Source organism: Cypionkella aquatica (assembly GCF_030161095.1).
GTDB classification, from domain to species: domain Bacteria; phylum Pseudomonadota; class Alphaproteobacteria; order Rhodobacterales; family Rhodobacteraceae; genus Cypionkella; species Cypionkella aquatica.
Genome location: NZ_BSPP01000016.1, coordinates 1 through 25368, shown reverse-complemented (window position 1 = coordinate 25368; position 25368 = coordinate 1). Strand labels below are relative to the sequence as shown.

General features: G+C 59.3%; 19 protein-coding genes. 11 read left to right on the top strand and 8 right to left on the bottom strand.

Translation table 11 applies throughout. The features are described 5' to 3' along the window. The first annotated feature begins 121 nt into the window (after nucleotides 1-121). From QQJ98_RS18490 to QQJ98_RS18465, 6 genes are all read left to right on the top strand, one after another. Nucleotides 122-1354 carry an ABC transporter substrate-binding protein gene (locus tag QQJ98_RS18490; RefSeq protein WP_284326711.1) on the top strand — a complete coding sequence of 411 codons (1233 nt, stop codon included), beginning with the start codon at nucleotides 122-124 and terminating at the stop codon, nucleotides 1352-1354. A gap of 69 nt (nucleotides 1355-1423) precedes the next feature. Next, nucleotides 1424-2329, top strand: coding sequence for a carbohydrate ABC transporter permease (locus QQJ98_RS18485; RefSeq protein ID WP_284326712.1), 906 nt, complete (start codon nucleotides 1424-1426; stop codon nucleotides 2327-2329). Continuing rightward, a complete protein-coding gene (locus tag QQJ98_RS18480; protein WP_284326713.1) occupies nucleotides 2329-3177 on the top strand; it encodes a carbohydrate ABC transporter permease in 849 nt (282 codons plus the stop codon). Before QQJ98_RS18485 ends, QQJ98_RS18480 begins: the two co-directional genes overlap by 1 nt. A 16-nt stretch (nucleotides 3178-3193) precedes the next feature. After that, a complete protein-coding gene (locus tag QQJ98_RS18475) occupies nucleotides 3194-4282 on the top strand; it encodes an ABC transporter ATP-binding protein (protein ID WP_284326714.1) in 1089 nt (362 codons plus the stop codon). Next, nucleotides 4282-6228 (top strand): beta-galactosidase, encoded by a 1947-nt coding sequence (locus QQJ98_RS18470; protein ID WP_284326715.1) that lies wholly within the window; start codon nucleotides 4282-4284, stop codon nucleotides 6226-6228. Before QQJ98_RS18475 ends, QQJ98_RS18470 begins: the two co-directional genes overlap by 1 nt. A gap of 3 nt (nucleotides 6229-6231) precedes the next feature. Beyond that, a complete protein-coding gene (locus QQJ98_RS18465) occupies nucleotides 6232-8301 on the top strand; it encodes an alpha-galactosidase (protein WP_284326716.1) in 2070 nt (689 codons plus the stop codon). Nucleotides 8302-8642: 341 nt separating this feature from the next. On the opposite strand, the gene QQJ98_RS18460 is transcribed toward QQJ98_RS18465, so the two are convergent. Together QQJ98_RS18460 and QQJ98_RS18455 are read right to left on the bottom strand one after the other, a co-directional pair. Next, nucleotides 8643-9188 (bottom strand): YaeQ family protein, encoded by a 546-nt coding sequence (locus QQJ98_RS18460; protein WP_284326717.1) that lies wholly within the window; start codon nucleotides 9186-9188, stop codon nucleotides 8643-8645. Between the two features lie 155 nt (nucleotides 9189-9343). Beyond that, nucleotides 9344-11854, bottom strand: coding sequence for a rhamnan synthesis F family protein (locus QQJ98_RS18455; protein ID WP_284326718.1), 2511 nt, complete (start codon nucleotides 11852-11854; stop codon nucleotides 9344-9346). Nucleotides 11855-12315: 461 nt separating this feature from the next. Here QQJ98_RS18455 and QQJ98_RS18450 point away from each other — a divergent pair, with 461 nt between their 5' ends. Both QQJ98_RS18450 and QQJ98_RS18445 read left to right on the top strand, forming a co-directional pair. Then, a complete protein-coding gene (locus tag QQJ98_RS18450; RefSeq protein WP_284326719.1) occupies nucleotides 12316-13440 on the top strand; it encodes a DegT/DnrJ/EryC1/StrS family aminotransferase in 1125 nt (374 codons plus the stop codon). 11 nt (nucleotides 13441-13451) lie between these two features. Next, complete coding sequence (locus QQJ98_RS18445; protein ID WP_284326720.1) at nucleotides 13452-14150, top strand: LbetaH domain-containing protein; 699 nt, start codon at nucleotides 13452-13454, stop codon at nucleotides 14148-14150. Here the strand turns inward: QQJ98_RS18445 and QQJ98_RS18440 are convergent. After that, nucleotides 14119-15756, bottom strand: coding sequence for a glycosyltransferase (locus QQJ98_RS18440; protein WP_284326721.1), 1638 nt, complete (start codon nucleotides 15754-15756; stop codon nucleotides 14119-14121). The two genes, QQJ98_RS18445 and QQJ98_RS18440, sit on opposite strands and share 32 nt — an antisense overlap. 470 nt (nucleotides 15757-16226) lie before the next feature. Here QQJ98_RS18440 and nadA point away from each other — a divergent pair, with 470 nt between their 5' ends. Genes nadA through nadC form a run of 3 tightly spaced genes read left to right on the top strand, consistent with a single transcriptional unit; the run spans nucleotide 16227 to nucleotide 19684 of the window. Next, the gene (nadA, locus tag QQJ98_RS18435) at nucleotides 16227-17255 is read left to right on the top strand and encodes a quinolinate synthase NadA (protein ID WP_431307837.1); all 1029 of its coding nucleotides are present in this window, start codon (nucleotides 16227-16229) and stop codon (nucleotides 17253-17255) included. A 3-nt stretch (nucleotides 17256-17258) separates the two neighbouring features. Next, entirely contained in the window at nucleotides 17259-18833 is a 1575-nt protein-coding gene (locus QQJ98_RS18430; RefSeq protein WP_284326723.1) for an L-aspartate oxidase, read from the top strand. Next, the gene (gene nadC, locus QQJ98_RS18425) at nucleotides 18830-19684 is read left to right on the top strand and encodes a carboxylating nicotinate-nucleotide diphosphorylase (protein ID WP_284326724.1); all 855 of its coding nucleotides are present in this window, start codon (nucleotides 18830-18832) and stop codon (nucleotides 19682-19684) included. Before QQJ98_RS18430 ends, nadC begins: the two co-directional genes overlap by 4 nt. A 129-nt stretch (nucleotides 19685-19813) precedes the next feature. On the opposite strand, the gene QQJ98_RS18420 is transcribed toward nadC, so the two are convergent. Genes QQJ98_RS18420 through hisD form a run of 5 tightly spaced genes read right to left on the bottom strand, consistent with a single transcriptional unit; the run spans nucleotide 19814 to nucleotide 24340 of the window. Then, nucleotides 19814-20593 (bottom strand): HpcH/HpaI aldolase family protein, encoded by a 780-nt coding sequence (locus QQJ98_RS18420; protein ID WP_284326725.1) that lies wholly within the window; start codon nucleotides 20591-20593, stop codon nucleotides 19814-19816. A 10-nt stretch (nucleotides 20594-20603) separates the two neighbouring features. Continuing rightward, nucleotides 20604-21281: an alpha/beta fold hydrolase gene (locus QQJ98_RS18415; protein WP_284326726.1), complete on the bottom strand. Its 678-nt coding sequence runs from the start codon at nucleotides 21279-21281 to the stop codon at nucleotides 20604-20606. Between the two features lie 3 nt (nucleotides 21282-21284). Further along, the gene (locus QQJ98_RS18410) at nucleotides 21285-22253 is read right to left on the bottom strand and encodes a cupin domain-containing protein (RefSeq protein WP_284326727.1); all 969 of its coding nucleotides are present in this window, start codon (nucleotides 22251-22253) and stop codon (nucleotides 21285-21287) included. 15 nt (nucleotides 22254-22268) lie between these two features. Further along, nucleotides 22269-23033 (bottom strand): SDR family NAD(P)-dependent oxidoreductase, encoded by a 765-nt coding sequence (locus QQJ98_RS18405; RefSeq protein ID WP_284326728.1) that lies wholly within the window; start codon nucleotides 23031-23033, stop codon nucleotides 22269-22271. After that, complete coding sequence (hisD, locus tag QQJ98_RS18400) at nucleotides 23030-24340, bottom strand: histidinol dehydrogenase (protein ID WP_284326729.1); 1311 nt, start codon at nucleotides 24338-24340, stop codon at nucleotides 23030-23032. The genes QQJ98_RS18405 and hisD overlap by 4 nt, the downstream gene beginning before the upstream one ends. Nucleotides 24341-25368: the final 1028 nt, after the last annotated feature.

Below are 25368 nucleotides of genomic sequence, written 5' to 3'. Positions count from 1 at the left end.
ATATTAGGCCGCATGTCGGTAGAGTTTACTGCATTTCATGCCAAATTCAACCGCAACCAGATGCTCTTTAAGAGGAGAGACTTCTGGGGCAAAACCGATTTCCGGTTTCAGGGAGGAAACCATGACACTCACAAAAGCCCTCACCGGGCTGGCGCTTAGCGCTTTTCTAATGGGCTCAGCTGCATTTGCAGGCGAGATCACCATCAACTCGGATCACTCGGACCCGACGCCGAAAAAGGCGATGGAAGAGTTGATTGCAGATTTTCAGGTGAAACATCCTGACATTACCGTCAAATGGAACAACTTCGATCACGAAGGCTACAAGGCCGCGATCCGCAACTTTCTGACCGCCGATCCGCCGGATGTGGCCGCTTGGTATGCGGGCAACCGGATGGAGCCATTTGTCAAAGCCGGCCTGTTCGAGGACGTAAGCGACGTTTGGGCGGCCAATGGTCTGGATGATCAGTTGAAATCGGCCGCCTCGTCTATGACCATTGATGGTAAAAAGTGGGGTGTGCCTTACACTTACTATCAGTGGGGCATCTACTACCGCAAAGACCTGTTTGAACAGAACGGCATCACGCCGCCGAAAAACTGGGCCGAACTGCTGGCCGCCTGTGAAAAGCTGAATGCCGCAGGAATCGTGCCTTTCGCCATTGGAACCAAAGCCTTGTGGCCGACTGCTGGTTGGTTTGACTACCTCGATCTGCGAGTCAACGGCTATGAATTCCACATGGAGCTGACGTCTGGCAAAGTGCCCTACACCGATCCGCGGGTCAAAGCCGTGTTCGAGAAATGGGCAGAACTGGTCAAGCCGGGCTATTTCATCGCCAACCATGCGGCGATTGATTGGCAAGATGCCATCCCGCAAATCGTGCAGGGCAAGGCTGCGATGTATCTGATGGGCAACTTTGCGGTGGCCACGATGAAAGACGGCGGGCTGAGCGAAGACCAGATCGGCTTTATGCAGTTCCCGGAAATTACCGCAGGTATTCCGATGTCGGAAGATGCGCCGACCGACACGTTCCACATCCCTGCCGGGGCGAAGAACAAGGAAGACGCGAAGACGTTCCTTGCCTATCTCGCCTCGCCCGAAGCGCAAGCCAAGATGAACACGACGCTGGGCCAGTTGCCGGTCAACAATCAAGCGGCAAAACCCACCGACACCTTCCTTGAAGCAGGCTTCACCATGCTGTCGAACGCGCATGCTTTGGCGCAGTTCTATGACCGCGACGCGCCTGCCGAAATGGCCAAGGCCGGGATGGAGGGCTTTCAGGAATTCATGGTCAAGCCCGACGATCTGGACCGCATCCTTGAACGGCTCGAGAAAACCCGCGCCAAGGTCTACAAATAAGTCGGACTCCTCCCCCGACTACGGGGTCGCCTTCTGGCGGCCCCGACCCGCTTCATTAACGAGGTCGCTATGCAGCACGATCCCCAGCCTGCCGGGTTCTGGAAACGGAACCAGATGAAGATTGCACCCTACGTCTTTTTTGCTCCGGGTGCGCTGATGTTCTCGATTTATGTGTTGATCCCGATTGTGCAATCCATCTGGATCAGCTTTCAGGATTGGGATGGCCTCGGGCCAAAAACCTGGATCGGTCTGGCCAACTATGTCGAGCTTTTGGACGACGATACTTTCTATGTCGCGCTGAAAAACAACCTGCTGTGGCTGGGACTGTATCTGCTGGCGATCCCGATGGGGCTGGCAGCCGCGTTGTTTCTGAACCAGAACGTCTGGGGTATCCGGCTTTACAAGTCGATGTTCTTCTTTCCTTTCGTGATCAGCCAAGTCGTTGTCGGCCTGATGTTCACATGGTTCTACGCCCCCGATTTCGGCCTGTTCTCGCAGATGATCAAATGGTTGACCGGCAGCGAAGTGGCGATTCTCGCGGATGAACGCTATGTCACTTATGGCATCATCGTAGCAGGGCTATGGCCGCAGACCGCCTATTGCATGATCCTGTATCTGACCGGGTTGAACAACCTGAACTCGGAACAGATCGAGGCCGCGCGGATGGACAATGCCCGTGGCTGGCGTCTGCTGCGCCATGTGATCTTGCCGCAACTGGCGCCCGCGACCTTCATCGCCATGGTCGTGACCGTGATCGGGGCGTTGCGCAGTTTCGATCTGGTGTCGATCATGACGGCGGGCGGGCCTTATGGCTCCAGTCAGGTGCTGTCGTATTTCATGTATGAACAGGCCCTGTCCGAATACGGCTATCGCATGGGATACGGGGCGGCCATCGCGGTGGTGCTGTTCCTGATCATGATGGTGTTTATCACGCTGTTCATCGTGCGGATGATCGCACAGGAAAGGAACCGCTGATGTTTCCGACCCCGATTCAAAAAGCCTCGGGCCCCACCAGACTTGCCTATCAGATTGCCTTGCCCATCGCTTTGGTGATCTGGCTGTTTCCGCTGATCGGTGTGGCGGTAACGTCGCTGCGCCCGGCATCCGATCTGGCGGCTGGCAATTACTTTGGTGTGCCCTCGTCCATCGCGTTTGAAAACTATGCTTCGGTGTTCCGCGACAGCCCGATCGGCTGGTATATCCTGAACTCGTTCAAGGTGACGATCCCGACGGTGATCGGCGCGGTGGGCCTGTCTTGCCTGACCGGCTTTGCGCTGGCGGTCTACGGCTTTCGCGCCAATCTTTGGGTGTTCTTTGCCTTTGTTGCGGGCAACTTCATCCCGTTCCAGATCCTGATGGTGCCAGTGCGCGATCTGACGCTGAAGGCCGGGCTCTATGACAGCACACTCGGCCTCGTGCTGTTTCACGTCGCCTTCCAGACCGGGTTCTGCACTCTGTTCATGCGCAATTTCATCAAGGGTATGCCGTTTGCCTTGATCGAAAGCGCGCGGGTGGAAGGGGTCAGCGAATGGCAGATATTCCGCCATATCGTGCTGCCCCTGATGCGCCCCGCCATCGCAGCCCTGTCAGTGCTGGTATTCACCTTCGTGTGGAACGATTACTTCTGGGCCACGGTTCTGGTGCAGGGCCAACACGCCATGCCCGTCACCGCAGGGCTTTACGCACTTAACGGGCAATGGGTGGCCGCGTGGCACCTGGTCTCTGCCGGGTCCATCGTCGCAGCCCTGCCCCCCGTGTTGATGTTTTTCCTAATGCAGCGGCACTTCATTGCCGGACTGACCCTTGGCGCGACCAAGGGCTGATGAAAAGGAGCCTGTCATGGCCGAAGTAAGCCTAAGCAACGTCAAAAAAGACTTTGGTGCAATCAGCATCATCAAGGGCATCGACCTTGAGATCAAAGACGGCGAGTTCTGCGTGTTTGTCGGCCCCTCGGGCTGCGGCAAATCCACCTTGCTGCGGATGATCGCTGGGCTAGAGGACATCTCGCAGGGCGCGTTGCGCATCGGTGGCCGCGACATGACGAAAATCGGCCCGTCAGATCGCGGTGTGGCGATGGTGTTCCAAAGTTATGCCCTTTATCCGCACATGACGGTGGGCGAGAACATCGGCTTTGGGCTGCGCATGACCGGCCATGAAAAGGCCGAGATTGCAAAGCGCACCGCCGCCGCCGCCAAGATGCTGCAACTGGAACCCCTGCTGGAACGCAAACCCGGCCAGCTTTCGGGCGGGCAACGCCAGCGGGTGGCGATTGGCCGCGCGATCGTGCGTAACCCCGAAGTGTTCCTGTTCGACGAGCCGCTCTCGAACCTTGATGCATCGCTGCGGGTGCAGATGCGCGGCGAAATCTCGCGTCTGCATCAGGACTTGGGTGCCACGATGATCTATGTGACGCATGATCAGGTCGAAGCGATGACGATGGCCGACAAGATCGTCGTGCTATCGGCGGGGCGCATTGAACAGGTCGGCAGCCCGCTGGAACTGTATCACCGCCCGAAAAACCTGTTCGTCGCGGGCTTTATCGGCAGCCCCAAGATGAATTTCATCCCGGTTGACGCCCGCCCCCACAACGGCGGCATCGAAGTGACACTACCGGGCGGAGCCACCCTGCAACTGGCTGGAACGCTGGCGGCTGCGGGCAAGATGACCTTGGGCCTGCGCCCCGAACATGCCAGCGCTACGGGGGCAGGTGACGCGGTTCTGCCTGCAAAGGTGCAACTGGCAGAACATCTGGGGTCCGAAACCCTGTTCTTTGTCAGTCTGGCGGATGGCACCGAAATCGCCGTCAAGGCAGACGGTCTGGCAGCCGAGCGTCCCGGTGATACGATGCAGATCGGCTTTCCGGCGCGCGCCTGCCACTTGTTTGATGCAGACGGCAATGCCGTATTGAACGGGGACTTGACGCGCTGATGCTTGGAGTTTGCTACTACCCCGAACAATGGGACGAAGCCCGCTGGACCACCGATGCGCGCCGGATGCGCGAGCTTGGCATATCCTTCGTCCGCATCGGCGAATTTGCATGGTCTCGCATCGAACCTGCGCGCGATCAGTTCAACTTTGGCTGGCTCGACCGCGCCATGGATGTGCTGCACGCCGCAGGGCTGAAGATCGTGCTTGGCACGCCCACCGCCACGCCGCCGAAATGGCTGGTTGATGAATGTCCCGACATTCTGCCCTACGACGAACAAGGCCGCGTGCGCGGCTTTGGCTCGCGCCGGCATTACACCATGTCGTCGCAAGCTTGGTGGCGCGAAAGCGCCCGCATCGTCACCGCGATTGCGCAGCGTTACGGCGATCATCCCGGCTTGGTTGGCTGGCAAACCGACAACGAATACGGCTGCCACGACACAACACTGTCTTGGGGCCCGGAAGATTTGCGGGCGTTCCAAGACTGGCTGCGCCGCCGCTATCAATCCTGCGATCAGTTGAACGAGGCTTGGGGCGCGGTGTTCTGGTCGATGGAGGTCGCCGATTTCGCGGAAGTCACCCTGCCGAACCTGACCGTGACCGAGGCCAACCCGGCGCATCGGATGGATTTCTGGCGCTTCCATTCCGATCAGGTCGCGGCTTATGACTTGATGCAATGCGACATCATCCGCGCCCATTCACCGGGCCGCTGGATCACCCATAACTTCATGGGCTTTGTGTCAGATTTTGATCATTTCGCCGTGGCCGATCACCTTGATCTGGCATCATGGGATAGCTACCCGATTGGCTTTGTCGAAAAATTCCCGTTCTCGGAAGCCGAGCGCAACCGCTGGGCCGAAACCTCGCACCCCGACATCGCCCCGTGGCATCACGATCTTTACCGAGGTGTCGGACGTGGCCGGTTCTGGGTGATGGAGCAGCAGCCCGGCCCGGTGAACTGGGCGGCATGGAACCCGGTGCCCAAACCCGGCATGGTGCGGCTGTGGACATGGGAAGCCATGGCCCACGGGGCCGAAGTCGTCAGCTATTTCCGCTGGCGTCAGGCCCCCTTTGCGCAGGAACAATATCACGCCGGCTTGAACCTGCCGGGGGCGGACGCGCTGTCGCCCGGCGGCCTTGAAGCGGGCCGCGTTGCGCAAGAAATAGCACAACTCGGGCAACTTCCTGCTGTGCAGCAGGCTCCGGTGGCCATTGTGTTCGACTATGCCAGCTATTGGGCCACCATGGTGCAGCCACAGGGCTGCGACTTCCGCTACGAAGAACTTGCTTTCCGCTGGTATGAGGCCTTGCGCCGTCGCGGCCTTGATGTCGATGTGGTCCGCCCCGGTGCGCCCTTGGGCGGATACGCGGCGGTGATCGTGCCCACCATGATCCACGTCACCGATGCCGCACAGGCGGCACTGGAGTCCGCAAAGGGCGTGGTGCTGATTGGCCCGCGGGCAGGCTCGCGCACCCGCAGCTTTGCCATCCCGCACGATCTGCCCCCCGGCCCGCTGCACGACCTGACGCAAAACCGCGTGATCGAAGTCGCATCGCTACGCCCCGGTCTGACCCAAACCGTCAGCGGCGGGGTTGAAGGCCACGCCACCCGCTGGCGCGACCACGCGACAACAACAGCGCAGGTGCTGGCCCGCTTTGAAGACGGCGGCCCTGCGCTGACCCAACACGGCCAAGCCCTGCATCTGCTGTGCTGGCCGGATGAGGCACTACTCGGGTCGGTGATGGATCTGGTCTGCCACACCGCGGGCCTGCACACCATGCCGCTGCCCGAACACATCCGCCTGCGCCGCCGGGGCGATCTGTGGTTCTTCACCAACTATGGCCCCGAGGCATGGAGCCTGCCAGAAAGCTTTGAATGTGTGCTGGGCAACCATCAGATGCCCGCGCAAAGCGTCACCGTCGCTAAGTCCCTATCGGAAAAGGTTTAAGCCATGCCGCAGTGGCGTCTGGATACCCCGCAGCAAACGCTTGTTCTGGCGACCGAAGGCATCATGCCTCAGGTGGTCTATTGGGGTGCGCCACTGCCCGCATCCGAAGATCTGGAGGCGCTTGCGCTGTCTCAAGTGTCTGATTTGACAGGCGGGATGCTCGACCGTCTGCCCGATCTGTCGCTTTGCCCGCTGCCGGGGTCCGATTGGCAGGGCCAACCCGGCATGGCGCTTAGCGAGGCAGACGGCCACCAGATCACCCCACGCTTTCGGTTCGACCATGCCGAGATTGCCCCAGATGCTCTGACCCTGCACAGCACCGCAGACGGACTGCGCCTAAGCCACAGCTTCCGCGCCCACCCCACGGGCGTGATCGCAATGACCACCGCGCTGCAAGCAGATCGCCCGGTCCGCCTGCACTGGCTGGCAGCGCCTGTGCTGCCAATCCCAGCCTTGGGCACCGAAATGATCGACGTTGCGGGCAAATGGCTCGGCGAGTTTCAACTGCAGCGCCAGCCATGGTCTGTCGGCGCCCGCCTGCGCGAGGCCCGCACTGGGCGCTCGGGCCAAGAACATCCGCCCTATGCGCTGTTCCCAGAACCCGGCTGCACCAATACCGCAGGCAAGGTGCGGGCGCTGCATTATGCATGGTCAGGCGGGCACCGCATGGTCGCGGAAGAGATGCCCGACGGCCGGCGTCAGGTGCAGTTTGGCCAAGCATGGGGCGCAGAACTGGAAACCTCGACACAGTTTCAATCGGCTGAACTGCTGGCGGCGGTGTCAGACAGCGGCCTGAATGGCATCGGTCAGACCTTTCAGCGCGACATCCGCGACCGCGTGGTGACATGGCCCGACCCCGCCCGCCCGCGCCCGGTGCATTACAACTGCTGGGAGGCTGTGTATTTCGACCACGACCTTGCCACCCTATCCGACATCGCCACCCGTGCAGCCGCCTTGGGGGCCGAGCGTTTCGTGCTCGACGATGGCTGGTTCAAACTACGCGACAACGACACTTCCAGCCTTGGCGACTGGACGGTGGACCTGCGCAAATGGCCGCAGGGCCTGCATCCGCTGATCGCCCACATCCACGCGCTGAACATGACCTTCGGCCTTTGGGTCGAACCCGAGATGATCAACCCCAACAGCGACCTCTACCGCGCCCATCCCGATTGGGTGCTGGGGCATGCCGATCAAACCACCGGGCGCAACCAACTGGTGCTAAACCTTGGCTTACAAGCGGTGCAGGACCATCTGTTTGAAGTGCTTTCGGCATTGTTGCGGGCCTATCCAATCGATTATCTGAAATGGGATCACAACCGCCTGCTGCCAGTGGTGGACGCCGAGCAGACCCGTGGCATCTATGCCCTGATGGCCCGCCTGCGCGCTGCACATCCGCTGGTCGAGTTGGAAAGCTGCGCCTCGGGCGGCGGTCGGATCGACGCAGGCATACTCGCGCAGACCCAGCGCGTCTGGCTGTCCGATTGCCTTGATCCGATCGAACGGCTGCGCATCCAGCATGACGCCGCCCTGTTCTTGCCGTCCTGTGTTGTCGGCAGCCATGTCGGTGCGCGCAAATCCCACACCACCGGGCGCGCGCATCCCATGTCGCTGCGCGCTTGGGTCGCGGCCACCCGGCACTTTGGTTTTGAGATGGACCTTCGCGCGCTCGACACTGCCGAGGCGCAGACACTGGGCCACGTGACTGCGTGGTGGAAAGCCAACCGCGATTGGCTCATGCGGGCAGCAACGCTGCGGCTGGACAGCGCTGATCCTGCCGTGCTTGCCGAGATGCAAGTTTCCGAGGATGGCGGGCGATTTGTGCTGGCCTCAGCCCAGATCGAGATGAGCCGACAGATTCTGCCCAAAGCCCTGCGTCTGACCGGGCTTGACCCCGCAGCGCACTATGAAATCCGCCTGATGAACGCCGATGATGCGCCACCGCAATCGCGGGCCAAATGTGCTTTGGCCACCGGCCCGCTGCGCCTAAGCGGAGCCGCACTGATGGCACAGGGTATCTTGTTGCCAGTTGCATGGCCTGCCTCTATCTGGATGGTCGAGGGAATAAAAATATGAGCAAACAATGCTGAAGCTGGCGCGCTCCAATCAGATTTTGGTGCGGCAAAGCCCATAGTGTCGGTCGCCGCAATAATCCCAGCCGCGTGGTGCGGACGTTGATCCGGCACGCGATGGCAGGCAGCATATCCCACAGCAATATGTCTGTCAGCGACCCTTGGCTGAGCAAGCGTAAAACTATTTGCGCTCTGAAAAAATATATATCGCTGGTTAGGTATGCTAAGCAAAGTTTCCCAGCTAGGGACGCAACATGCCTTTGAAAATGTCAGGCAAATCGGTGAGAAAGCTTTGATTCAGAGCCCTTAATAATCACTGCACTAAAGATAGTCGTTGCTGGTCAGCTACGCGGCGGCCTTCCATTTTAACGGCGTCAAATAAACAATGTGATCTGCGACGCTGACCATCAATTCGCCATCCTGAATATTGACCTGCAACTGCATCGTGCGGTTCGCCAGCTTGGTCAGTTCGGTTGTATCCTTTTCGGAAAACCCTATAACTTGCAAATTTGCGAACCGAAGGCTTCCGTCTTTGATCTTGTCCCACCAAATCTCGGCAGTTTTACCACCGTATGGGTAGACAACGACTTTATCAGCCTTACTGCAGGATTGTCGCATAACTTTCTCGCTCGGCAAGCCGAGTGCGACCCAAACTTCCAACTCGCCACTCAGGCTCTTTTGCCAGATGTCGGGCTCGTCATTGGTTGAAATTCCTTTAGTCATTTCCAGATTTTTATGGGCGTTCAGCGCAAAAGCGACAATACGCAGCATCAACCGTTCATCCGTTTCCGAAGGATGCTTGGCTATGGTCAGTTTATGCGTTTCATAATAGTGGCGATCCATGTCTGAGACGGAAAGCTCAACTTTGTAAACGGTGGCATTTTGCGCCATGTTTTTTCCCAAATCTGCGAAGATTGTGATGCTTACCGGGTCTTGCGGCGATGTGAAAGCATATTCGATGCAAGAGGCTCGGCCGCCTACCCACGAAGATCCCAATGAGCGCCGCAAAAGCTTGCCGATGGCACCGCCGGGCCGGTCCGAATGGCCTAATTGGCCTTAAGTAAAGCTCGAACCGCACCTACATCCATTTTTTCACGGCCTTCGGTGCCCGGCGCGACCTCCAAATACCGAAGCCCCGCAAACTCGCACGACAAAGCAAGGCAGCGCTCCAATGCATGCGCCAAAGTTCCATCCAATTGACCTTGCTCTGGCGGAAAATCATCTGCATCTAGCGCCAGTTTGAACAGCGGTGCCAAAGCCGATGGTCGAGCCCAAAACATGCTTCCAGCTGGAAATTGCAACGGTAGATCGGCAATATTGCTGGCCATACCAATTCGCCGCAAAATCTCGCGCCCAATATTGTGATTGTTGCGCCAGTGTATGTTGTTGGCAATCTGTTGGAATGGACGGGGGCCGATCATACCCAGACCTTTAATATTCTTAAACATTGCAATGATGCTGTTAACCGTTCCCTCATCAGGTGCAAGGCATTCGGTGATATCATCAAACCAAGATTGTGCAAGTGGACGAATATGGTCAGATTTCTTTCCATGCAAATGAAGCACAAGCTCATGGTGCTGATGTTCGGGAATCCAACCAAAAAGCTTCGGATAAATATCTCTGCCCCGATTCTTGAAGACACGAATGTCAGTTTGAAAGTTTTCAAATTTTTCTTTGATCAATTCTCGCTTAATATCACAATCAGTTGAAATGTAGATATGCATAGGTGCATTGATGCGCAATAGAATATCTTTGATGGCGTCGATACCATCTAGGTAGAACAAATGAATGAAAACACCAACTGGATTGGTGGGTTTGGGGGCACTTAGTCTCGACTGGAAAGAAATCGCTTCTACTTTGGCCGAATTGCCTTGACCTTCTGAGTCCAACCTTCGCACGTTCATTTCCTTGAGCACGAAATTAGTGTTTATCTGTGATTGGTAAAAAATATTATTGGCAAGTTCTTCGTACTGACGTTCGGGCGTGTCACTTGATATGCGACTTAGCAACTTATCAAGAGGTTCGCTCGAAGCATCTGGGCTAAAACGTATGATGGCGTCGTTTATTTGCGGCAAAACTATTTCCGTAGCGACAGGTTTATTTTTGCTTAGCGAATCTTGCAAACTGGTGAGGGAGAACGTCATATTGTCTATCGGGGATTTATCCCAAGTCGAGTAAATGTCGCGTGCGATGCTACAAAGCGGATTGGCAGAGTCTTGGCTAGGGTCAATCTCGTCGATCTTGATAAATCTAAATCGTCCCAGTATCCCAACATCGGCGCACACCATTGCTAATGTGGATAAGCGCCGGATATGCACGGCAAGATCAATGCTCATCTTTTCGGCATCTAGTTTGTTATGCCGATTTACGGGCGCCAGCAGAAATGAAATTGATCGCTCGGGCATTGCGTCAGTAGCAACCATGAGATGCTTCGGGGCAACAAGCACAGTATCATTGGGAATAGGTGATCCGGGCGTCCATATTGTGTTTTTATCTACATTCTTAGACAGAAGGTCAAACAAGTCAGGGTCATCGCAGGTATTAATAGACCACTTTGTCGCAGGCATAGTCAGCGGATGGGCGCGCAATTTGTCAAACGGTGCTTGGAAAACGATACCATTCGTCGCAAGATCGGCTACCTTTCCGATGATTTTGCGTGCAGCTGCATCAAAGGAATATTCGTTCTGCAAGATACTCCTTAAAATCTCAAGCTCTTCGCCAACGATTGGCGGAGCCAAGCTCAGCGCCTCCAATGCATCTTTGTGTAATATGCCAGTGGACGAAGTTGTAACGTAGGGTTGCAGTTCAGCAGGGATTTCAACGTCATCACTTAGCACCCTGGCACCACAAGCCAGCGCATCAAAAATGCGGTTGTTTGCAAAGCCCAGCGCCCGCATTGATTGACGATGATGATTTACAACCACCCGAGAAGATTGATATTTTTTGACAAGCTCATCGGTTTTGATCCAAGGCTTGGTTGGTTGTGTCGGGTGGTTCAGAAGGCTCCAGCCGCGCCCAACAATTTCGATATCTACGCCCAGATACAGCAACATTTCAACATTGCTGCGCCGAAAGTCCTGCCGCATGTTGCCAGCAAAGAAAAATGATCTGTGTCGGTTCCCTGATACTTCAGGAGGCTTAAAAACACCAAGATCCGTGCACTGCGACAAAAAACTGACGTTGTTCAGGCCCAACCCTTCGAGGCAACGCACAAACCGTCTCGAACTGCTGAAGATATGTTGATAGCTGCGGGCCAATGGCAAAGTCAGCAGCTGCGGATTGGAAATAACCCAAAGTATATTTGGCACGCCGGGGATGGGAGGGCGATAATATTGTCCGCAAATGTGAAGGGCAATATCTCCATTCTGCAGGGCACTGACTGTTTCACCCAGCAAGATCGTTTGGCTTTTGATGCGGCACCGTGATAGCGCCCTTTGCAGCCCGAGAATGAACTGAAACTCACCCGTCTTCTTGAATTTCACCCGAGATACAGGGACGAATATATAAACAACCCCGGAAATTGTATCTATCTTGGTTTCCGCGTGATTACTCGACATATACTACTCAAAATTTGGCCACTATATTGCAGATGCTTTGGAAACAGCATCTATATTTTGGGCAGATCTTGCGTCCATTCTCCAAGCCAGCAGATCGGACTTTGCTGGCGGCTGCCCCGGTATAGTCAACAGTCGCGGGTTCAAGTTGTCAAGCGACAGGCTGCGATGCTGTCTGACGGCAAACGCCCGATTGAAGGCCCATCATATTTCAAAACATTGCCGCCAAGGCTCAGCAGCGCTTGATGCTTCTTGGTCAAGCCGCAGTGCCAAGGCCCCAAAATGGCACCAAAAGCCGTTCAGCGGCACTGCATTCCCCGATGTCAGAAATTGCGATAGGGTGGTTTCATGGCAAAGGGTCAAAGGTGCTGCTTAGTGGCTGTTTAACCCGGTTTACGGCGGCAGCAAGATGCGGTTCAGTGATGGCAGTGGTCGAACATTAGCCGGTGCGGGGGAATTTATGAATGGCTGAACCAGATCTCCGTCGGATCATCACGATTGGCGCGCCGATGTCGCCCGATCCTGTCCGCTTGGCCGAACTGATGGCAGAGGCCATCGCCGCGAACTGGTTCAGCAATGGCGGCGCGCTGCATATGCAACTCGAGCAAGCACTGACCCGCCGAGAGGCTGCGTCTGATGCGGCATCGCTGACCTCATCGGGCACGATGGCACTGATGCTGGCGCTTGGGCTGGGCAATCTGCCGCTTGGCTCCGAGGTGATCACGACGCCGCTTAGCTTTGCTGCGACGGCGCAAGCCATCGCGTGGAGCGGATTGCGCCCGGTCTTCGCCGATGTCGACGCCGAAATGCTGACGCTATGTCCGCGCGCTGTTCAGGCGGCGATCACGCCGCGCACCTCGGCGATTTTGCCGGTGCATTTTCTGGGTGTCCCCTGCGACGTTGCAGCCATGGCGGAAATTGCCAAGCAGCATGGGCTGTGGCTGGTGTATGATGCGGCGCATGCGTTTGATGTCAGCTTTGGGGGCCAGCCGCTTGGGCATTACGGCGATGCAGCGGCCTTTTCGCTGCACGCGACCAAGATTTTGCACACGGGCGAGGGCGGCTATGTGGTGACACGGCGCGGTCAGGCGCAAGCCTTTCGCCGGATGCGCAACTTTGGGCTTGAGGCGGGCAAGCCCGTTGGTATGGGCCTCAACGGCAAACTTTCAGAGCTGCAAGCGGCCTTGGGCCTGACGTTGCTGCCAGATCTTGCAAGCGAATTGCAGGCTCGGGCCGCATTGCGCCGCAGCTACGACGCGGCGCTTGGCGGGATACCGGGGCTGCGGCTGCATGCAACGCGCGCGGAGGCGAGCGACAGTCTTGGCTATTATGCGCTGCGCCTAGCACCGGATTTGCGCGCGCGGTTACATGTGGCACTGGCCGAAAGCCGGATCATCGCGCGCGATCACTTTCCCATTTTGTGCGGGCAGGGCACCCCTTGGCCCGATGCAAGCATCGTGACCGCAGAGGGCGGCCCGGCGTTAGCGCCCAGCCTTGGGGCGCAAGTGCTGTGCCTTCCCATGCATGGCCGGGTTACGGCATCGGACGTCAAACGCATCGCAGTTGTGGTCCGGTCTGTGATGCAATGAAAGAGGCAGGCATGATCCAAGCCACCACACAGTTCGATGAAATCACCGTCTTTGGCGCGCGTGGCCATAGTTTGGTGATCTTGCAAGCGATGGAAGAGCACTGGCAAGGCCGGGTGAAAATTCACGCTTTGATCGACGATATCGAACACGGGTTCCGTCACCCGGCCTTGGATATTCCTGTGATATCCTCTGGTGAGCGCCGTGCGATGTTTGGGGATGTTCCGGTGCTCGTGACGCCGGGAAGCGGCAATCTGCGCGCAAGAATGGCGGCCCAGCTTGCGTCCGAGGGGGCCATGTTGGCCACCGCCACTTGCTTTGGGATGGGCCATGTTGATCCGGGTGCTGAATATGGCGCGGGAAGTCTCTGTGTGCCGCATCTGCGCATCAGCCCCAATGTGCGGATCGGTGCGATGGCGCAAATCTTGGGTGCAGTGCTGGGTCATGATGTCGAGATTGGCGCAAATACCTCTGTCGGCTTTGGGGCGACGGTGTTGGGGCATGTCAAGATTGGCGCCAATGTGGTAATCGCACCGGGTGCCATCCTGATGAATGGCACCCGCGCGCGGCCTTTGTCTATTGGCGATGGCGCGGTGATCGGGATTGGTGCCGCCGTGATGCGCGATGTCGCCCCGGGCGCGCGGATGGTGGGCAATCCTGCCATACCGCTGCGAGACTGGGTCAGGTTGCAGCGGTTGTTAAAGACGCGGTGAGCAGCTTATCCAGCGTATCGACATAGCGCGCAAAGTCGGTTTTCTGCCGGATCAGACGGCGCAGCCTGCGGCGCGAAGCTGCGGTAACACCTGCAGCCATATCCAACGCCAAAGCTGCAAAGTTTGCCTGTTGCGCCACGGGCAGAAACTGCCCGATGCCTTCGGTCAAACCGATCAGCCCGATATCGGCGGCATAGCCGACAAAGGGCGTGCCGACGGCTGCCGCATGGATCACGGTCGTTGGCCCCGGATCTTGCCGAGAGGTCAACAGATAAACATCGGCTCCCCGATACCAGGCAAGGCTGTCATCGACAAAGCCCGGCAGGGTCAAGTTCAAGCCACGCACTTTTGCAGCATCGGCCAGACTTTGCGCCCAAGCATCAAGCGCACCAAGCCAGACAAATCTGGCCCTTGGCGATTGGCCTGCGATAGCTTCAGCGGCCTCGATGAACCGATCAAATCCCTTGCGCCGATCAGCATAGCCGGCTCCGATGAACACCGGCCCATGCCCCCGAGATTTGCGCCGCTGCACAAATGCCGCAAGCGGCGTCGGCGGCAACACGATGCCCGGCGTCACTACGTTCAACGCTCCGAACTCCGGCTCCAATGCTTTGGCCATCAAGGGCATCGAAGCCACCAGCCGCGCACCCGCATCTCGCGCAGCCCGCAGAGGCTGTAAAAAGCTCTGTTCGCGCAGATAATCAGGCATCTCATGGATCAAAAGCAGACACTCAAGCCCAAATTTGGCCAGTGGCACGGCCATGCCCGCAGCTGCGCCCGTATTGATCAAGGCGCGCGTGCCTTTCGGCAAGCCTTCGGCCAAGCCAGTGGTGTCCCACCCCTCGGATTGCACAAAGACCGGTCCCAACTCTTGGAACCGCGCAGTCAGCGGGCCGGCATTGCCCAGCAGAAATATCGGCGCATAGGACCGAGCGCGCAGGGCGCGCGCCAGATCAAGCGTCAAGATCGGCACTCCGGCAGCCTGCGCGTCATGGCAGACCAGCAAGATCGGCCGCATCCCGGTTGTCCGCAATGCAGTGATCGCTTGCCGCATCGCCAAGGCGGACTGAGCCCGATTGCGGGGCAGGGGGCGGGGCAAATGCCCTAAGGCCTTGCCCGCGGTCACATAGTGGCGCAGCGCGCCGTTTTGTCCCGGTCGCAGATAACACCGCTGATAAAAATCGGTATCAAATCCAGCAGAGGGCCTCCGCCCCTCGTCATCGCCAAGTGCTATGAAATGCAGGGCTGCGCGCCCGCCCAGATCCGCAAGATCAGGGTAGGTCGCGCGATAAAAGGCAGGGTCGATCAACGGATGTGGCTGGCGGTCTTCGCCCTTCTCGCTGCGGCGCAGGAAATCTTCGACCGCAGTTTGCGCCCCGCGACGGCTCCACTTCGGATAGCGGTTTTTATACCAAACCGTCGAAAAACAGGCGTTTGGATCTAGCCCAAGCGCGTCGCCCTGTGTCTGAAAATGTAGGACCGCTTGGGCATCATCAAAATCCAGCCCGCTCTGCAGGCGATAATAGCTGCTATCAAATATGCTGTCCAAATTCACCTGATGCCGCCCGCCACTCACCGTCGATGTCCAACGCGACCGATTTGCCACGATAAAGCTGCCCGACAGAAATGCCGCACTGACACGCGCTTTTATGTCGCTTTGTCAGATGCAGCATAGGGCAGATCGCAAAGCATCTCTAGCTTTGCCGCCGATACCTTTGCTCTTTTCTGTCATGAGCGCCTTCTGAAGCCATCATGTTGCGACGATATTGCGTGCGCTGATGCTGCATTGCGCAATTTAGGCAGAGGCGCCCGCATGAAGGTGAATCACAGCCAGTCTTGCCGCTGCGCAAGCGACGCCCGCCTAACTTGACTATATACGCGGCGCAGATAGGAAAAACGGTTTCAGCACACCTCTGATCGACCGATCCGGTCTGCGCCATTTCACCAAAAGATCAAAAACGTCGCATTATGAAGGGTTTGCGTCATCCACAAAAGGCACTATAGGGCGCTCTAGCACCGAATGGGTTTATCCCACATCCAAGTAAGGGAATGGCGAATTTGTCCGATGTTGTAAAGATGCGCGCCGAACTGGCCGCCAGCTATGACCTTGCCCCATCGCTTGCCGCCGCCGAAGCCACCAAGCACATCCATGCCAAGATGGACCGCGTGGTGCCATTGGCCGATTGGGCAACCTTCGCGCCCTATGTCATCGCCATCAACCGCCTGAAAGCCGAACGCAACGCGGTGATCTTAGGCCACAACTACATGACGCCCGAGATTTACCACGGCGTTGCCGATTTCGTCGGCGACAGCCTGCAACTGGCAATCAAGGCGACCGAGGTTGAGGCCGATGTGATCGTGCAATGCGGCGTGCATTTCATGGCGGAAACTTCAAAGATCATGAACCCGTCCAAAACCGTGCTGATGCCGGATATGGATGCGGGCTGCTCCCTGGCAGAATCGATCACGGCGCAGGGCGTGGCCGAGATGCGCGCGCTCTATCCCGGCGCGCCCGTGGTATCTTACGTCAACACCACTGCCGAGGTGAAAGCGGTGTCAGATGTGTGCTGCACCTCTGCCAATGCGCTGCAGATCGTCAACGCCATGCCCGGCGACACCGTGATCATGACGCCCGACCAATATCTGGCCCGCAACGTCGCCGCGCTGACCCATAAACGCGTGGTGTGGTGGGAAGGCTCGTGCATCGTGCATGAACTGTACACAGCTGCCGATTTGCGCGCCTACCGCGAACATGACCCCGACGTGAAAATCATCGCCCACCCCGAATGCACCCCCGAAGTGGTGGCCGAGGCTGATTTTACCGGCTCGACCAAGGGCATCATTGATTGGGTGCACAAACACAAACCCGCCAAGGCGATGCTGGTCACTGAATGTTCGATGGCCGCAAACATCGCCGATGAATTGCCCGAGGTCGAATTCGCCAAGCCCTGCAACATGTGCCCTTATATGAAGATGATCACGCTGGAGAAAATCCTCTATGCCCTGCACACGATGACCGGCCAAGTAGAGGTTGACCCCGAAGTATCCGCCCGCGCCCGTATCGCGGTGCAGCGGATGATCGACATCAGCCGGGCCGCGGCCTAAGCCATGACAGCGCAACCGCCGCACAGCGTTGATACCGAACGGGTGATCATTGTCGGCGCGGGTCTGGGCGCGCTTTATGCCGCACTGAACCTTGCGCCGCATCCGGTGCTGATGATCTCTCCCGACGCGCTGGGGCAGGGGGCGAGTTCGGCTTGGGCGCAGGGCGGTATCGCCGCCGCGATGGCCGAAGCCGACAGCCCCGAAGCTCATGCCGCCGATACCATCCGCGCTGGGGCAGGCACGGTTGACGCCGATGTGGCCGCCTTTGTCACCGCCGAGGCCCGCGCGCATATACTTGATCTGACCGCAATAGGCACGCCGTTCGACCGCGATGCGCAGGGTGGCTACGTGCTGTCGCGCGAGGCCGCGCATGGTCTGGCGCGCGTGGTCCGGGTGCAAGGCGATCAGGCGGGCCGCGAAATCATGGCCGCACTGATTGCCGAAGTGCGGCGCACCCCGTCTGTGCAGGTGATCGAGGGTGTTGTCGCCACGGATTTGTCGACCTCAGACGGAAAAATTACCGGGGTGGTGATCGAGGCCACCGATGGCTCGGGGCCGATCCGGCTGCGTGGCACCGCAGTGCTTTTGGCGGGTGGCGGCTCGGGCGGGCTATATGCGCTGACCACCAATCCACCGCGCATCCGGGGGCAGGCGATCGGCATGGCCGCGCGGGCAGGGGCGGTGATGTCTGATGCCGAGTTTGTGCAGTTCCACCCCACCGCCATCGACATGGGCGAAGACCCCGCCCCCTTGGCGACCGAGGCTTTGCGCGGCGAAGGCGCCACCCTGATCAACCGCGACGGCACCCGCTTTATGCTGAACATTCACCCCGATGCCGAACTTGCTCCGCGCGATGTGGTCGCCCGTGCGATCTTTGCCGAAACCCAAGCCGGACGCCGCCCGATGCTGGATACCCGCACCGCCATCGGTGCAGAGATCACGCACCGCTTTCCCGCCGTGGCCGAGGCCTGCCGACGCGGCGGTATTGATCCGGTCACCCAAGCCATCCCGGTTGCCGCCGCCGCGCATTACCACATGGGGGGCATCGCAGTTTCGGCACAGGGGCGCAGCAGTCTGTCCGGGCTTTGGGCCTGCGGCGAAGCCAGTGCCACCGGATTGCACGGCGCCAACCGCCTTGCCTCTAATGGCTTGCTCGAAGCACTGGTCTACGGTCGCCGCGCCGCCCGTGATATTGCGAAGGGTCTGGACCGCAGCGATGCGCCGCCCGTGACGCTGACGTTGCCAAACGGCGGCTTGCCGCCTGACCCTGCCTTGGTCGCTTCCTTGCGCCAGACCATGACCGAACATGTCGGCGTTGTGCGCGATGCGGCTGGATTGAAAACCGCGCTCTGCCACATTGCCGCGCTGGAAGCGCAGGCGAAAGGCAATCCGGGTTTCCTGAACATGACGGCAACAGCCACCCTGATCGCAGCTGCCGCCCTGCTGCGTCAGGAATCGCGCGGCGCGCAGTGCCGCCGTGATTTCCCCGATACCAACCCCGCGCTGGCGCATCGCAGCACCCTGACGCTGACCCAAGCCCTCGCCCTGCGCCAATCCGTAACGGAGACTTCCGCATGACCGCTGCCTTCGCACCGCTGCCCGATCTGCTGCTGGAACCCTTGGTGCGCGCGGCATTGATCGAAGATCTTGGCCCGAATGGCGATGTCACAACCCGCGCCGTGATCCCGGCAGGCACGCGCTACCACGCACGGCTGAACGCGCGCGAGGCGGGCGTGGTGTCTGGTATGCAACTGGCCGCCATCGCGTTTCGGCTGGTGGACCCGTCACTTGCCATCACCCTGCACCGCCCCGATGGCAGCCTTTGCGCCCCCGGCGATGTTCTGATGCAGATCGAAGGCGCTGCCGCCTCGATCCTATCCGCCGAGCGTATCGCTTTGAACTTCGCTGGGCGCTTGTCCGGCATTGCCACATTGACCGCCGCCTTTGTCGCGCAGACCAAGGGCACCGCCACCCGCATCACCTGCACCCGCAAGACCACGCCGGGTCTGCGTATGGTCGAAAAAGCCGCCGTATTGCATGGCGGTGGCTTCAACCACCGCTTCGGGCTGTCCGATGCCATCCTGATCAAAGACAACCATATCGCAGCGGCAGGCGGCATCAGCGCGGTCCTGCAAGCCGCCCGCGCCAACGTCTCGCATATGATGAAGGTCGAAATTGAGGTTGATACCTTGGCCCAACTCGCCGAAGTGCTGTCGGTTGGTGGTGCAGATGTCGTGCTGCTGGACAACATGGATACGCCCACCCTACACCAAGCCGTGACGCTGGTGGCAGGGCGCTTGGTAACCGAAGCCTCGGGCAACATGGCGCTGCCCCGCATCGCCGAAGTCGCAGCGACGGGGGTGGATTACATATCCTGCGGCGCGCTGACCCATTCGGCCCGGACATTGGACTTAGGCTTGGATTTCTGACCACCAAAGCGGCTGGCGCAATGTCGACCGCTTGCTGCCAGCACCGCGCCTTGTCGGGAGCCAAACGCTTGCCCCAAAACCTTCACAAGGCTGCTGTACCCAGACAAGCAGCCGCAGTTCCAAAGCGCCCTAATAGCCCTTCACCGCTTCGATCGTCGTCTGATGCACCAGCGCCAGTTGCCCCGCGACTGCAGAGGTGAACAACCGCGCATCGGTAAGCAGGGATGCAAAGTCATAGCCTTGTACAAAGGCGCGTCGGATCATTTCAGGCGATCCGGTGTGAATACCCGCCAACCGACCTGCCGCCTTGGTGCGATTTGCGATGGTGGCGATGGCGTCCAGCACTTCGGCGGCTGTCGGATCAAGCGTCGGCTCGTAGCCCAAGGACAGGCCAAGATCAGACGGGCCGACATAAACCCCATCAATGCCCGCCACAGACAGAATGGCGTCGAGATTGCCCAATGCCTCGCGGGTTTCAATCATCGCAAACACCATAACCTCAGTGTTCGCGGATTTTGCATAGCCCGGGCCAAAAACCATATTCGCCCGCGTTGGCCCAAAAGAGCGGCTGCCCATCGGCGCGTAGCGGGTCGCCTGCACCAGACGCTGCGCATCTTCGACCGTGTTGACCATCGGACAAATCAACCCCGCAAAGCCCGCATCCAAGACCTTTGCGATGATGCCGGGCTCGTTCCACGGCACGCGGGCCATGACGGGGGCGGCCAGGCCCTGCAACACCTGCAACATCGTCAGGGCGGTTTGATAGTCGATCAACCCATGCTGCAAATCGACGGTCATCAGATCAAAGCCCTGCCGACCCATGATCTCTGCGGTGACGGGCGAGGGTATGGCGCACCAGCCATTGACGGCCTTGGCGCCATTGGCAAAAACTTGGCGGATTTGGGGCATCGCAGAGATCCTATACAGGTTGATTTAGCCAGTTTACCAAAGCCAATTGGGTGGCGCCGGGATTTTCCAACGTCGGCAGATGGCCCGCGTTTGCAATGATCTCAAAGCGCGATTGCGGCATCAGGCTGTGCATTTGCTCATGGCGGTCGCGCGGGCAAAGCTGGTCATGCGCGCCCATCAGGACCAAAGCCGGGCCTTTGAACGCTGCGAGCGTTTCGGTCTGCTCAGGGCGGTCACGCAAGGCGCGCGACTGTCGGGCAAAGGTCTGGGGACCCAAATCCAGAGCCATGTCGAGGCACAGTGCGGCCAAGTCTGGGCGCGGCATGGCAAAATAGCGGGGGATTGTGTCCTGCGCCATCAGTGCCGCCAGATCGCCAGCCAGTGCGCGGGCGATCTGTGGTGCGCGCAGGGCCTGCACAGCGGGCAATTCTGCACGCGGGTTGGTGTCTAACAACGCAACACGGCGAACCCGCTCGGGGGCTTGCCGCAGCACCTCCATCGCCACGATGCCGCCCATCGACAGGCCCGCCAGATCAAATTTGTCGGGGGCCTGTTGCAGGATCGCGGCGGCCAAGGCTTGCACGCTGTCCGCCCCCGTCATGTCGGCGTGATGCACCGTGCAGGGCAACCCAGACAGGTCGCCCCACATCCGCGCATCGCACATCATGCCGGGGATCAGCAGCAGCATGGCTTACAACAAGCGCCCGGTCAGACCCGCCTGATCTTCGGTGCTGATCACCCGGTAAAGCGAGGCTTCACCCGTCATTGCAGGCGTCAGACTGTGTTCAAGGCCGGGGGGAATCGCTGCCGTATCGCCGGGGTTCAGCGCCGTGGTGCCACCCGCCCAAGTCAGCCGCCAATGCCCGCGCATCGGCATCAGAATCTCATGCTGGTCAAGGCTGTAGGGGGCATCAGTGATCGAGTTGCGCGACAGGAAGTCAACCTCAAACCCCGGACGGTCGCGCAGTTTGCCTTCCGCGCCGATCACCTTGGCGGGCTGACGATCAGACAAAGCCATCAGATCCCAATAGCGTGCCACGCAATTGGGGATCACCTCGGCGGTGGTGGGTTCGGGGAAAGCTTTCAGCTCTTCTTCAGTCAACAGCGGCATCGGCACCACGCCTTCGGGCAGGTTCTGGCCCTTTTTGGTGTCATAAAGCTTGCCATTCTTGCCGAGAGTCAAGCCGTAATCCTTGGCATCAGTGATCACCTGCGGCGCCCAGACCACGCCACCGCCCGCATCATCACCACCCAGCACGGCCATGATCATCCCGTAATCGGTGCCGACGTTTTCAAAGGCGCGGAAGATGCCGGTGGGGATGTTGAAGATATCGCCCTCTTCGGCGATGAACTCTCCAGCCGTGCCATAGCGGCCCCAGAAGAACCGCCAACGGCCTTTCAGCACGAAGAACACTTCGGCGGTGCGGTGGGTATGCAGGCTGTTGCGGCAACCGGGCGGCTGGCCCGCAGCCCCGATGTTAAAGCCGGGGGTGTCCACGATATGCACATGCTGGTCTGGGCTTTCCGACACGCCACCGCCGATGATGGTGAAGTTTTCCTTACGGTTGGAACCGGGGGTATGCGCGTCAATAAACGCGGTCTTGCAGGGGCGCAGATCGCCATAACGGACGATGCGGGCTTCCATTTCTTGCGGAGTCATAGGGCACCTTTGCGGTTAATCGGCGGTCCAGCCGCCATCGATAAGAAGAGAGGTTCCGGTGATCAGGCTTGCGGCATCCGAGGCCAGAAACGCCACGGCCCCCATGATGTCGGTGACTTCGCCGACGCGCCCCAGCTTGATCTTGCTGGCAATCCAAGCCGCGCGCTCGGGGTTGGCGAAAGTGGCAGCTGTCAGTGCCGTGCGGATAAAGGTCGGCGCGATGGTGTTGACGCGGATGCCGTGCTTGCCCCACTCAATCGCCATGCTTTTGGTCATGCCTTCCACCGCGTGCTTGGTGGCCGAATACACCGCGCGGTCGATACCGCCGACATGCGCCATCTGGCTGGTGATGTTGATCAGGCTGCCGGGTTTGCCTTCGGCAATCAGCCGGGCGGCGACAGCGCGGGTCAGGAAATAGGCCGCGCGCAGGTTCAGGTTGGTGGCGAAATCGAAATCCTCGGGCGTGGTCTCGATCGCGGGGCTGTGGCGCGCACCGCCAGCCGAGTTCACCAGAATATCGAACGCTGGCAAGGCTGCCAGCGCGACCTCGGTTGCTTTGGTGTCGGTGATATCCAAGGGCAGCGCCTGCGCGGCAAAGCCCTCGGCCCGCAGATCCTCAACCAAACCCGCCAGCTCGACAGCGCGGCGGGCGCACAGGGTCACATGCGCGCCCTGTTCTGCCAGCGCAACCGCAGCCGCCAGCCCGATGCCAGACGACGCCCCCGCAATCAGCGCGCGGCGACCGTCCAGCCGGAACGAAGGCGTGCGCGGCAGGCTCATTCGGCGGCCGCCCCGTAAGGCACGTTCTGCCCGCCATAGCGGCGCACGCGGATATTGCATTGCTCGGCATGGCCAACAAAGCCCTCCAGCATGCACAGGCGCGAGCCATAGGCCCCGATTTCGGCTGCGGCAGCGTCGGTGGTGATGCGCTGATAGCTGTGGGTTTTCAGGAACTTGCCAACCCAAAGCCCGCCCGTATAGCGGCCAGCTTTCTTGGTCGGCAGGGTGTGATTGGTGCCGATCACCTTGTCGCCATTGGCGACATTGGTGCGCGGGCCAAGGAACAGCGCACCATAAGAGTGCATGTTTTGCAGGAACCAGTCGTCGCGGTCGGTCATCACCTGCACATGCTCGGAGGCGATATCATTGGCGACCGCCAGCATCTCATCATAGCTGTCGCAGACGATCACCTCGCCGTAATCGGCCCAGCTGACCGATGCCGTCGCGGCGGTTGGCAGGATTTGCAGCAGGCGGTCCACCTCGGCCAGTGTCGCCTCGGCCAGTTTGCGGCTGTTGGTCAGTAATACGGCGGGCGAGTTATAGCCATGCTCGGCCTGACCCAGCAGGTCAGTGGCGCAAAGCTCGGCATCCACCGTATCGTCAGCGATCACCATAGTTTCAGTCGGGCCCGCAAACAGATCAATGCCAACGCGGCCATAAAGCTGGCGCTTGGCCTCGGCCACAAAGGCATTGCCGGGGCCGACGAGCATATCCACGGGCGTGATGGTTTCGGTGCCAATCGCCATCGCCCCCACGGCCTGCATCCCGCCCAGAACGTAAATCTCATGCGCGCCGCCCAAGGCCATCGCGGCCACAATCGCCGGATGCGGCGCACCATTCACCGGCGGGGCCGACGCCACAATGCGCGGCACACCAGCAACCGACGCCGTCAGCACCGACATATGCGCGCTGGCAACCATCGGAAACTTGCCGCCCGGAACATAGCAGCCGACCGACTGCACCGGGATATTGCGATGGCCAAGGAAGACGCCGGGCAGAGTTTCAACCTCTATATCCGTCATGCTGGCACGCTGCGCTTCTGCAAATCGGCGGATCTGGGTCTGCGCGAACCGGATATCCTCCATGTCGCGCGCAGAGACTTTTTGCATCGCGGCTTCGATCTCGGACGGGGTCAACCGAAAGCTGGGCGGGTCATAGCGGTCGAACTTCACCGACAGATCGCGCACCGCCGCATCGCCACGCGATTCGATATCGGCCAGCACAGATTCGACCATCGCGCGGGTTTTCGCATCATCGGCCGCGCGTTCCGTTTCGGGCTTGCCACGTTTGAGCCAGGTTACAGCCATTTCAATCCTCGGCAGTGAATACGTTTGCAATATGGATAGACCAAGCCCGGGCAAGATGGCAAGACTGTTGTGCAGATTTCTGTAAAATCTCAGCGAGAGATTGCCGCTCAATGGCTTCATGGCAAACAAAACCCCAAAGATTTAAGGGGGTTGCGGGCAAAATGCGCGCGAATGTGAAACAGGGCTTTGCAAACGTATGCAGATTGACTAGCCTAACCGCAAAACAAAGGCCCTTCTGGCCCGAAAGGAGCATGATGTCGAACCTGTCCGAAGCCTATCCGACCGCAAAAATTTCTTGGGTAAAAGCGCCCAGCCGCAATGCCGAAAGCGATAACAAACCTGTGGCCGAACTGGTCGCCAAGATCCTCGCTGACGTCAAATCGCGCGGCGATGCGGCGGTGCGGGAGTATTCGGCGCAATTCGACAAATCAGACCTGCAGGCGTTTGAAGTGACGCAAGCGCAGCGTGAGGCGGCTGTGGCGGCGCTTGATCCGCAGACGCGGAAGGACACTGAATTCGCCATCGCCAACGTCCGCCGCTTTGCCGAGGCGCAACTGGCGACGATTTTGCCGCTTGAGATTGAGCCGCTTCCCGGTGTGTTCATGGGGCATCGGGTTATCCCGATTGACCGGGTGGGCTGCTATGTGCCGGGTGGGCGGTTTCCGCTGTTGTCGGCGCCGATCATGACGATTGTTCCGGCAAAGGTTGCGGGTGTGCCTGAGGTGATCGCGTGTCTGCCGCCCAATGCGCATGAGGCGATGGTGGCGGGGTGCCATCTGTCTGGCGCGGATCGGATTTTCCGCATTGGAGGCGCGCAGGCGATTGCGGCGATGGCGTTTGGCACCGAGACTGTGCCGGGTGTGATGAAGATCATGGGGCCGGGCAATGCTTTTGTGAACGAAGCCAAGCGGCAGGTGTTTGGTCCGGTGGGGTTTTTTAATGATACGGCGACCACCGAGATCTACACTCTGGCGGATGAGACTGGCGATGCCGAGATGATTGCGACCGACCTTTTGGCGCAGGCAGAG

Bases quoted from the DNA above. Each gene is read 5' to 3' on its own strand.
- QQJ98_RS18470 (WP_284326715.1), top strand. From the start codon at position 4,282: ATGCTTGGAGTTTGCTACTACCCCGAACAATGGGACGAAGCCCGCTGG.
- QQJ98_RS18485 (WP_284326712.1), top strand. From the start codon at position 1,424: ATGCAGCACGATCCCCAGCCTGCCGGGTTCTGGAAACGGAACCAGATG.
- QQJ98_RS18420 (WP_284326725.1), bottom strand. From the start codon at position 20,593: ATGCCCCAAATCCGCCAAGTTTTTGCCAATGGCGCCAAGGCCGTCAAT.
- QQJ98_RS18455 (WP_284326718.1), bottom strand. From the start codon at position 11,854: ATGTCGAGTAATCACGCGGAAACCAAGATAGATACAATTTCCGGGGTT.
- QQJ98_RS18410 (WP_284326727.1), bottom strand. From the start codon at position 22,253: ATGACTCCGCAAGAAATGGAAGCCCGCATCGTCCGTTATGGCGATCTG.
- QQJ98_RS18405 (WP_284326728.1), bottom strand. From the start codon at position 23,033: ATGAGCCTGCCGCGCACGCCTTCGTTCCGGCTGGACGGTCGCCGCGCG.
- QQJ98_RS18450 (WP_284326719.1), top strand. From the start codon at position 12,316: ATGGCTGAACCAGATCTCCGTCGGATCATCACGATTGGCGCGCCGATG.
- nadC (WP_284326724.1), top strand. From the start codon at position 18,830: ATGACCGCTGCCTTCGCACCGCTGCCCGATCTGCTGCTGGAACCCTTG.
- QQJ98_RS18465 (WP_284326716.1), top strand. From the start codon at position 6,232: ATGCCGCAGTGGCGTCTGGATACCCCGCAGCAAACGCTTGTTCTGGCG.
- nadA (WP_431307837.1), top strand. From the start codon at position 16,227: ATGCGCGCCGAACTGGCCGCCAGCTATGACCTTGCCCCATCGCTTGCC.
- QQJ98_RS18415 (WP_284326726.1), bottom strand. From the start codon at position 21,281: ATGCTGCTGCTGATCCCCGGCATGATGTGCGATGCGCGGATGTGGGGC.
- hisD (WP_284326729.1), bottom strand. From the start codon at position 24,340: ATGGCTGTAACCTGGCTCAAACGTGGCAAGCCCGAAACGGAACGCGCG.
- QQJ98_RS18475 (WP_284326714.1), top strand. From the start codon at position 3,194: ATGGCCGAAGTAAGCCTAAGCAACGTCAAAAAAGACTTTGGTGCAATC.
- QQJ98_RS18445 (WP_284326720.1), top strand. From the start codon at position 13,452: ATGATCCAAGCCACCACACAGTTCGATGAAATCACCGTCTTTGGCGCG.
- QQJ98_RS18460 (WP_284326717.1), bottom strand. From the start codon at position 9,188: ATGGCGCAAAATGCCACCGTTTACAAAGTTGAGCTTTCCGTCTCAGAC.
- QQJ98_RS18480 (WP_284326713.1), top strand. From the start codon at position 2,329: ATGTTTCCGACCCCGATTCAAAAAGCCTCGGGCCCCACCAGACTTGCC.
- QQJ98_RS18490 (WP_284326711.1), top strand. From the start codon at position 122: ATGACACTCACAAAAGCCCTCACCGGGCTGGCGCTTAGCGCTTTTCTA.
- QQJ98_RS18430 (WP_284326723.1), top strand. From the start codon at position 17,259: ATGACAGCGCAACCGCCGCACAGCGTTGATACCGAACGGGTGATCATT.